We start from the raw sequence: 8,469 nt of genomic DNA, 5'->3' as shown, positions 1-8,469 counted from the left end.
TCTTCCACGGCATCTACAACGCGTACGTCGGCATCGACGCGTCGCTCGTCGAGGTCAATCCGCTCGTCGAGACCAAAAGCGGCAGCCCGCTCGCGCTCGACGCCAAGATCTCGCTCGACGACAACGCGCTGTTCCGCCACGACGACATCCGCGCGCTGCGCGACGAGAACGAGGAAGACCCGAAGGAGCGGCAGGCCGCGAAATTCGATCTTTCCTACATCGCGCTGAGCGGTAACATCGGCTGCATGGTCAACGGCGCAGGCCTTGCGATGGCGACGATGGACATCATCCATCATCACGGCGGAGAGCCGGCCAACTTCTGCGACGTCGGCGGCGGCGCCACCGCGGAGAAGGTTGCCGAAGCCTTCAAGATCATTCTCTCGGACCCGAACGTGAAGGGCGTCTTCATCAACATCTTCGGCGGCATCATGCGCTGCGACGTGCTCGCGCAAGGCGTGGTCGAGGCTTCCAAGCAGGTCGGCGTCAAGGTGCCGCTGGTGGTGCGCATGGAAGGCACCAACGTCGAGAAGGGAAAGCAGATCATCGCCGAGTCCGGACTCGGGATCATCACGGCCGCGGACATGGCCGACGGCGCGCGCCGCGCGGTCGAAGCCGCCGGCAAGCTCCACTAAGGCGAAGGGGAAACACGCAATGTCGATTCTTCTTTCGTCAAGGAGCCGTGTGCTCACGCAGGGTCTCGGAAAGACCGGCCAGTTCCACCTGACCGGCTGCCGCGATTACGGCACGCAGATGGTCGCCGCCGTAAAGCCCGGAAAGTCGGGAACGTCCTGGGAAGGCGTGCCGATCTACGACACGGTCGCGGATGCGGTCCAGCAGCAGGGCTGCGACGTCTCGGTGATCTACGTTCCGCCCGCCGGCGCAGCCGATGCGATCCTCGAGGCCGCCGACGCCGGCATCGCGCTGATCGTCTGCATCACCGAGGGCATTCCGGTGGCCGACATGGTTCGCGTCAAGCGCGCGCTCGAAGGCCAGCCCGTCCGCCTGATCGGCCCGAATTGCCCCGGCATCATCACGCCCGGCCAGGCCAAGGTCGGCATCATGCCCGGCTACATCCACAAGCCGGGCCGCGTCGGCGTGATCTCGAAAAGCGGCACGCTCACGTACGAATGCGTCCACCAGCTCACGCTGCGCGGCATCGGCCAGTCGACGTGCATCGGCATCGGCGGCGATCCGATCATCGGCACCGGCTTCATCGACGCGCTGAAGATGTTCAACGACGATCCCGACACCGACGCCGTGTTCATGCTCGGCGAGATCGGCGGCGCTGCGGAGATCGATGCGGCCGCGTGGATCAAGGCCAACATGAAAAAGCCCGTCGCAGGCTTCATCGCCGGCAAGACGGCGCCCGAGGGCAAGCGCATGGGTCACGCCGGCGCGATCGTCTCGGGCGGCAAGGGCACGGCCGCCGAAAAGATCGCGGCTCTCGAAGCCGCCGGCATCAAGGTCGCGCCGAGCCCCGCGGAGCTCGGAGAAACGCTCGTCGCCGTCATGCGCGGCTGACACTCACAACTCAAGGAAAAAGGAACATGTCCGAAAGAACGCTTTCCATCGTAAAACCGGATGCCGTCGCGAAGAACGCGATCGGCGGAATCTTCTCGATCTTCGAAAAGGGCGGGCTCACGATCGTCGCGACCAAGATGATCCAGCTCACGCGCGTGCAGGCCGAAGGCTTCTACGCGGTGCACAAGGCGCGTCCGTTCTTCGGCGACCTCTGCACGTTCATGACCGAAGGGCCGGTCGTCGTCTCCGCGCTCGAAGGCCCGAACGCGATCCTGCGGCACCGCGAGCTGCTCGGCGCGACCGACCCCGCCAAGGCCGAGGCCGGTACCGTGCGCAAGCTTTACGGCACCAACATCGAGCGCAATGCGGCCCACGGGTCCGATGCGCCCGAGACAGCGGCGTTCGAGATCGGTTACTTCTTCAACGCGCTCGAAATCCAGGGGCGCTGAGGCTGCGATCCGCGCGGCACCCGACATGACGGCAACGGAAAAGCCCGAGCCCGCAGCCAGCGAGGACTTCGTGCGTGATCCGCTGCCCGATCGCCCGGCGCCGCGCGCTGCGCAGGGAACTCCGCAAGGAGTCGTGCCCGAAACTGCGAAACGAGCTGTCCAGGCAACGCGCCGCACGAACATCCGCTCGCTGACGCTCGAAGAGATCGGCCAGTGGTGCGAGGCCCGGGGCTTTCCGGCGTACCGCGCGTCGCAGCTTGCCGGCTGGCTCTACAACCGGCCGCCGTGCGACGTCGCCGACATGCACAACCTGCCGGCGGTGCTGCGCAGCGCGCTCGAGGAGGATTTCGACGTATCGCGGCCGTCGCGCGCGCTGCTGCGCGAGTCGAACGACGGCACGCGCAAGCTGCTCGTCGGCCTCGCCGACGAGCGCGTCGTCGAAAGCGTGGTCATTCCGCGCGACCAGCGCACCACGCTGTGCATCTCGAGCCAGGTCGGCTGTGCGCTCGGCTGCGGATACTGCGCGACGGCGCGCCTCGGCCTGGTGCGCAACCTCGAGCCGTTCGAGATCGTCGGACAGGTGATGATGGGACGCGAAGTCGCCGCGCCCGAGCTGCTGACCAACTACGTGTTCATGGGAATGGGCGAGCCGCTCGCCAATTACGACCGCCTCGTGCGCGCGCTGGAGATCATGACGTCGCCGTGGGGTCTCGGCATCTCGCCGCGCCGTATCACGGTTTCGACCGTCGGCCTGGTGCCGCAGCTCGAACGGCTCGTGCGCGAGACCGACGTGCACATCGCGATCTCGCTCGGTTCGGCCATCGACGACGTGCGCGACGGGCTGATGCCGATCAATCGGCGCTACCCGCTGTCCGAGCTGATCGGCGCGTGCCGCCGCCTCGAGCTTCCGCGCCGCAAGCGCATCACGTTCGAGTACACGCTGCTGGCCGGCATCAACGACAACCTTGCGGCCGCCGATGCGATCGTGCGGCTGCTGGCGGGCCTGCCCGTCAAGCTCAACCTCATTCCGTTCAACGAATGGGACGGCTGCGAGTACCGGCGGCCGGACGACGAGCGCGTGCTCGCGTTCCAGGAACGCGTGCTGGCGTCGGGCATCCACACCACGGTTCGTGCCAGTCGCGGCCGCGACATCCAGGCGGCCTGCGGACAGCTCGCGGCGCGCGGCAGCTGAGACGCCGATGCCCGGCATCGGCGTCATCGTCAATCCCCGTGCGTCCGGCAATCGGGCCCACCCGGAGATCACTTCGCATCTTGCGGCGGTCGTCGGCGCCGACGGCGAGGTGGTTGCGACGCCGGATCTCGAATCGCTCGAGCAGACGCTGCACCGGTTCCATGCGCGCGGGTTCAAGGTGCTGGCCGTCAGCGGCGGCGACGGCTCGCTGTGCCACGCGATCTCGGGCGCAGTTCGCGTGTGGGGCGAGGATCACCTGCCCGAGTTCGTCGCGCTGCGCGGCGGTACCATCAACAACGTGTCGAGATCAATCGGCGGCCCCGTGCGCCCCGAAGCGTTCCTCGGCAAGGTCATGTCCGGCTACCGCGCGCGTCGCGAATTCGTGACGTCTGCGCGTCCGCTGCTGCGCGTCAACGGAACGATCTACGGCAGCATCGTCGGCGCCGGCCTGATCACGCATTTCCTCGAAGAGTACTACGAAGGCTCCAATCCGGGGCCCGCGAGCGCGGCGGCGATTCTGGTTCGCTGCGGCATCTCGTGGCTGCGAGGCGGCAAGCTCATCGAGCGCATCGTTCCGAAAATCGGCGGCAAGGCCGAATGCGACGGGGAAGCGCTTCCGTGGAACCATTACACGCTGGTGCTCGCGAGCTCGGTCAAGCACATCGGGCTCGGCGTGAAGCCGTTCTACCTGAGCGGCCGCAAGCAGGGTTACTTTCACGTGCTTGCCGGACCCGCGACGCCCGGCCAGCTGTTCTCGCGCCTGCCGCGATTCCGTCGCGGATTTCCCGCAGGTCTGGATACGCTGTATGACAACATCGCCAGGTCCGTTCGCATCGAATTCGACGAGCCGCAGTCGTTTACCGTCGATGGAGAGCTGTTTCCTTCCGTGCCGGTTCTGTCGATCGAAGCCGGCCCCGCGGTGCGCTTCGTGCGCGGCTGAAACGTAGCCATGACGGCCCAGTCCTCACTGCTCGGAATCATCGGCGGAAGCGGCCTGTACCGCATGGAAGGCCTCGTCCATGCGGACGAAACCGTGCTCGACACGCCGTTCGGATCGCCGTCGGACGCGTACGTCGTCGGCCGCCTCGGCAACCAGCGCGTCGCGTTCCTGCCGAGGCACGGCATCGGCCACAGGCTCGCTCCGGGCGAGCTCAACTACCGGGCCAACATCCACGGCTTCAAGCAGCTCGGCGCCGACGCGATCGTCTCGATCTCGGCAGTCGGCAGTCTTCGCGAAGAGATCTCGCCGGGGCACGTCGTGGTGCCCGACCAGTTCATCGATCGCACGCGCGGGCGCATCTCGACGTTCTTCGGAGGAGGCTGCGTCGCACACGTGAGCTTTGCCGATCCGTTCTGCTCGCCGCTGTCGAAGCTCGTCGCCGAGTCCGTGCGCGATGCGGGCGCGACCGTGCACGAGGGCGGAACCTACGTCTGCATGGAAGGGCCGATGTTCTCGACGCGCGCCGAGTCGCACCTGTACCGGAGCTGGGGCGCGAGCGTGATCGGCATGACCAATCTCCAGGAAGCCAAGCTCGCGCGCGAGGCGGAAATCTGTTTCGCGACCATCGCGCTGGCGACCGACTACGATTGCTGGCGGACCGAAACCGACGACGTGGCGGTGACCGACATCCTCGCCGTGCTCGAGGCCAACGTGGAGCTCGCGCGCCGCGCGGTGGTGCGCATCGCGGCGGGGCTTGCAGCCGTCCGCCGCACCTGCAACTGCGGTCGCGCGCTCGACCACGCCGTCATCACGTCGCCGCAGGCAATTCCGCCAGCCACGCGCGAACGGCTGAAGCTTCTGATCGGACGCCTGACATAGAAGCGGCCGGAGGGCCCGCACACAGAAAGACGCGGCTACAGGGACGCGGGAAAGGAAACGGGGGAGGAACATGGCAAAATCGGTATGCGTAGTGGGGTCGGTAGCGATCGACAACGTCGAGACCCCGAACGGCAGCGCGACAGACGTGCTCGGCGGCGCGTGCAGCTATTTCTCGGTGGCGGCCAGCTTCTTTGCGCCGGTCAACCTGGTCGGCGTCGTCGGTGCGGATTTCCCCGAGGCCGAGCGCCGGTTCCTGGTCGAGCGCGGGATCAACATCGAGGGCCTCGAGGAAAGCGCCGGCGAAACCTTCCGCTGGACCGGCCGCTACCACGAAAACCTGAACATCCGCGACACGCTCGATCTCAAGCTCAACGTCTTCGAGAATTTCCAGCCGAAGCTGCCGGCATCGTATCGCGGCAGCGAGTTCGTGTTCCTCGCCAACATCATGCCGACGCTGCAGGCCGACGTGCTGTCGCAGCTCGAGGCGCCCGAGTACGTCGGCGCCGACACGATGGACCACTGGATCAACTCGACGCCCGCCGAGCTGCGCACGCTGCTCGCACAGGTCGACCTGCTGAGCATCAACGATTCCGAGGCGCTTCTGCTCGCAAAAGAAGGCAACGTGGTTCGCGCCGCGCGCAAGATTCTCGCGATGGGACCGAAGCACCTGATCGTCAAGCGCGGCGAGTACGGCGCCCTTCAGTTCTCCGACCAGGAAATCTTCGCGGTGCCGGCGTTTCCGCTCGAAAACGTCGTCGATCCGACGGGGGCCGGCGACAGCTTTGCCGGCGGCCTGTTCGGCAGCCTCGCGGCAGACGGCGAGGTAACCAGCCGCTCACTGCGGCGGGCGATCGTGTTCGGAACCGTCGTCGCGTCGTTTACCGTCGAGGACTTCGGGCTCAATCGCCTGCGGCGTCTCGAGCGTTCCGAGATCGACACCCGTTTCCGCCAGTTCATGGCGATCACCGATTTCCAGAGCTGACGCACGGTCGCGTCCGAAGAAAGAAAGGAAAACTGATGGACGTCTCCGTCGTGCTGCCGGTCTACAACGAGGTCGACAACCTCGTGCCGCTGCATGCGGAGCTGACCGCCGCGCTTGCGGATCTCGGCCGCAGCTACGAGATCATCTACGTCGACGACGGCTCGCGCGACGGATCGTTCGAGACGCTGCGTCGCATCCGCGACGAGGACCCGCACGTGCGCGTCGTACGCTTCCGGCGCAACTTCGGCCAGACGGCGGCGGTTGCTGCCGGGCTCGAACGGACGACCGGTGACATCGTCGTCACGCTCGACTCGGACCGCCAGAACGATCCGCGCGACATCGCGCGCCTGATCGCCAGGCTCGAACAGGGCTGCGACCTCGTCTCGGGCTGGCGGCACGACCGCAAGGACGATTTCGTCAGCCGGCGCATCCCGTCGATGACGGCCAACTGGCTGATCCGCGCGATCACGGGCGTTCACGTGCACGACTACGGATGCATGCTCAAGGTCTACCGCGGCGACATTGCGCGCGGCCTGCGGCTGTACGGCGAGATGCACCGTTTCATTCCGGCGATCGCCGCGGACCTCGGCGCGCGTGTCGACGAGATCGTCGTCAATCACCGGCCGCGCGTAGCCGGTACGTCGAAGTACGGGATTTCGCGCGTCGTGCGCGTGGTGCTCGACCTCGTGACGGTCAAGTTCCTGTCGGTCTACTCGACGCGGCCGATCCACGTGTTCGGTGTCTGGGGCGTGGTGATCGGGGGCGCCGGCCTCGCGATTCTCGCGATGCTCGGGTTCGAGAAGGTCTTCCTCGGCCATCCTCTGGCCGGCCGGCCGATCCTCGTGCTGGCGAGCCTCGCCGTGATGGCCGGAGTCCAGCTCGTGACGATGGGGCTTCTCGGGGAGATGCTCGCGCGCACCTACCACGAGAGCCAGAACAAGCCGATCTATGTGATCGCCGAGGATCTCGCGGCAACCGATCGGGACGCGGCAGGCGCCGCTCCGGCCGCCGCGCAACCCGGCTGACCTCGCGAAACATCTTTGCGAATCGGCACTTGCCGGTGGGGAGCGTTGCGGGTAGCCTCCGGCGTTTGAAATTCGACCGGATAGGCCTTGCGGGAGGCTGTTTCCGGCTCTGAGGAGAAGGGCGAGTGAAGATTTGTGTCATCGGGACCGGCTACGTCGGCCTCGTCGCGGGAACCTGTTTTGCCGAGAGCGGAAACGACGTGGCGTGCGTCGACATCGACGAGCGCAAGATCGCGCGCCTCAAGGCCGGTGAGGTCCCGATCTACGAGCCGGGCCTCGAAGAGCTGATCCAGCGCAACGTCGAGGAAGGCCGGCTCACGTTCACGACCGACATCAAGAAGGCCGTCGGCGACTCTCTCGTCTGCTTCATCGCCGTCGGCACGCCGCAGGGCGAGAACGACGGCGCCCCCGACATGAAATACGTGCACCAGGCTGCGCGCGACATCGCCAACGCGATGGACGGCTACCGCATCGTCGTCACCAAGAGCACGGTGCCGGTCGGAACGGCGCAGGCGCTGCGCAAGGTGCTGTCCGACAGCACGTCGCATCCGTTCGACGTCGTCTCCAACCCCGAGTTCATGAAGGAAGGGGCGGCAATCGAGGACTTCCTCAAGCCAGACCGTGTCGTGATCGGCGCCGCCAGCGATCGCGCTGCGGAGATCATGAAGGACCTGTACGCGCCGTTCGTGCGCGGCGGCGCGCCGATCCTCGTCATGGACAACGCCAGCGCCGAGATGACCAAGTACGCGGCCAACTCGCTGCTCGCGGTCAAGATCTCGTTCATCAACGAGATCGCGAACCTGTGCGAGCGCGTCGGCGCAGACGTATCCGCCGTGCGGCAGGGGATCGGTACCGACCGCCGGCTCGGGATGCACTTTCTGTATCCGGGACTCGGCTACGGCGGGTCGTGCTTTCCGAAGGACGTTCGCGCGATCATCCACACCGCGACCGAAGCGGGTCTCGACTTCTCGCTGATGCGCAGCGTCGACGACGTCAACAATTTCCAGAAGAAGCGCCTGTTCCACAAGATCAAGGCGCACTTCAACGGGAACCTGTCCGGTCGTACGTTCGCGGTCTGGGGCCTTGCGTTCAAGCCGCGCACCGACGACATGCGCGAAGCGCCGTCGATCGGGCTCGTCGAGGCGCTGCTCGAAGCGGGCGCGACCGTCAACGTGCACGATCCGGAGGCGATGGAAGTTGCGCGCGGATTCTTCGGCGACAAGGTCACGTACTGCACCAAGAACTACGACGCGCTGCCGGGCGCGGACGGCCTGTGCATCGTCACCGAGTGGAACGAGTTCCGTCATCCCGACTTCGACCGCATCAAGTCGATGCTGAAATCGCCGGTGATCTTCGATGGCCGCAATCTCTGGGAGCCGCGCGACATGCACGGCCGCGGATTCACGTACTACCCGATCGGACGCGGCATCCCGCAATAACCCAGCCCGGGCCGCACGGCCCGGTGTCCAGAAGTGCGGGTC

The 8,469-nt window shown here is 66.3% G+C and carries 9 protein-coding genes; all 9 read left to right on the top strand.

Going from position 1 to position 8,469, the window contains the following annotated elements:
- Window positions 1–632: succinate--CoA ligase subunit beta (gene sucC, locus VN634_00695; protein ID HXC49373.1), on the top strand; the 632-nt coding region annotated here is incomplete at its 5' end.
- A 19-nt stretch (window positions 633–651) separates the two neighbouring features.
- Window positions 652–1,521 (top strand): succinate--CoA ligase subunit alpha, encoded by an 870-nt coding sequence (sucD, locus tag VN634_00690; GenBank protein ID HXC49372.1) that lies wholly within the window; start codon window positions 652–654, stop codon window positions 1,519–1,521.
- A gap of 26 nt (window positions 1,522–1,547) precedes the next feature.
- Window positions 1,548–1,970 carry a nucleoside-diphosphate kinase gene (gene ndk, locus VN634_00685; GenBank protein ID HXC49371.1) on the top strand — a complete coding sequence of 141 codons (423 nt, stop codon included), beginning with the start codon at window positions 1,548–1,550 and terminating at the stop codon, window positions 1,968–1,970.
- Between the two features lie 25 nt (window positions 1,971–1,995).
- Window positions 1,996–3,162 carry a 23S rRNA (adenine(2503)-C(2))-methyltransferase RlmN gene (gene rlmN / locus VN634_00680; GenBank protein HXC49370.1) on the top strand — a complete coding sequence of 389 codons (1,167 nt, stop codon included), beginning with the start codon at window positions 1,996–1,998 and terminating at the stop codon, window positions 3,160–3,162.
- 7 nt (window positions 3,163–3,169) lie between these two features.
- Window positions 3,170–4,102, top strand: coding sequence for a diacylglycerol kinase family protein (locus VN634_00675; GenBank protein HXC49369.1), 933 nt, complete (start codon window positions 3,170–3,172; stop codon window positions 4,100–4,102).
- 9 nt (window positions 4,103–4,111) lie between these two features.
- Window positions 4,112–4,981, top strand: coding sequence for an S-methyl-5'-thioadenosine phosphorylase (mtnP, locus tag VN634_00670; GenBank protein ID HXC49368.1), 870 nt, complete (start codon window positions 4,112–4,114; stop codon window positions 4,979–4,981).
- A gap of 70 nt (window positions 4,982–5,051) precedes the next feature.
- On the top strand, window positions 5,052–5,963 hold the full coding sequence (locus VN634_00665; protein HXC49367.1) for a PfkB family carbohydrate kinase: 912 nt from the start codon (window positions 5,052–5,054) through the stop codon (window positions 5,961–5,963).
- 35 nt (window positions 5,964–5,998) lie between these two features.
- Entirely contained in the window at window positions 5,999–6,988 is a 990-nt protein-coding gene (locus VN634_00660) for a glycosyltransferase family 2 protein (GenBank protein HXC49366.1), read from the top strand.
- Window positions 6,989–7,113: 125 nt separating this feature from the next.
- Window positions 7,114–8,427 carry a UDP-glucose/GDP-mannose dehydrogenase family protein gene (locus VN634_00655; protein ID HXC49365.1) on the top strand — a complete coding sequence of 438 codons (1,314 nt, stop codon included), beginning with the start codon at window positions 7,114–7,116 and terminating at the stop codon, window positions 8,425–8,427.
- Window positions 8,428–8,469: the final 42 nt, after the last annotated feature.

The organism is Candidatus Limnocylindrales bacterium, from assembly GCA_035571835.1.
Taxonomy (GTDB): Bacteria; Desulfobacterota; Binatia; order UBA1149; family CAITLU01; genus DATNBU01.
The sequence above is the reverse complement of the archived record's forward strand: the minus strand, read 5'-3'. Positions and strand labels throughout refer to the sequence as shown.

What these genes read in the sequence shown, in the direction of transcription:
- mtnP (HXC49368.1), top strand. Translation starts at nt 4,112, where the DNA reads ATGACGGCCCAGTCCTCACTGCTCGGAATCATCGGCGGAAGCGGCCTG.
- VN634_00665 (HXC49367.1), top strand. Translation starts at nt 5,052, where the DNA reads ATGGCAAAATCGGTATGCGTAGTGGGGTCGGTAGCGATCGACAACGTC.
- sucD (HXC49372.1), top strand. Translation starts at nt 652, where the DNA reads ATGTCGATTCTTCTTTCGTCAAGGAGCCGTGTGCTCACGCAGGGTCTC.
- ndk (HXC49371.1), top strand. Translation starts at nt 1,548, where the DNA reads ATGTCCGAAAGAACGCTTTCCATCGTAAAACCGGATGCCGTCGCGAAG.
- VN634_00660 (HXC49366.1), top strand. Translation starts at nt 5,999, where the DNA reads ATGGACGTCTCCGTCGTGCTGCCGGTCTACAACGAGGTCGACAACCTC.
- rlmN (HXC49370.1), top strand. Translation starts at nt 1,996, where the DNA reads ATGACGGCAACGGAAAAGCCCGAGCCCGCAGCCAGCGAGGACTTCGTG.
- VN634_00675 (HXC49369.1), top strand. Translation starts at nt 3,170, where the DNA reads ATGCCCGGCATCGGCGTCATCGTCAATCCCCGTGCGTCCGGCAATCGG.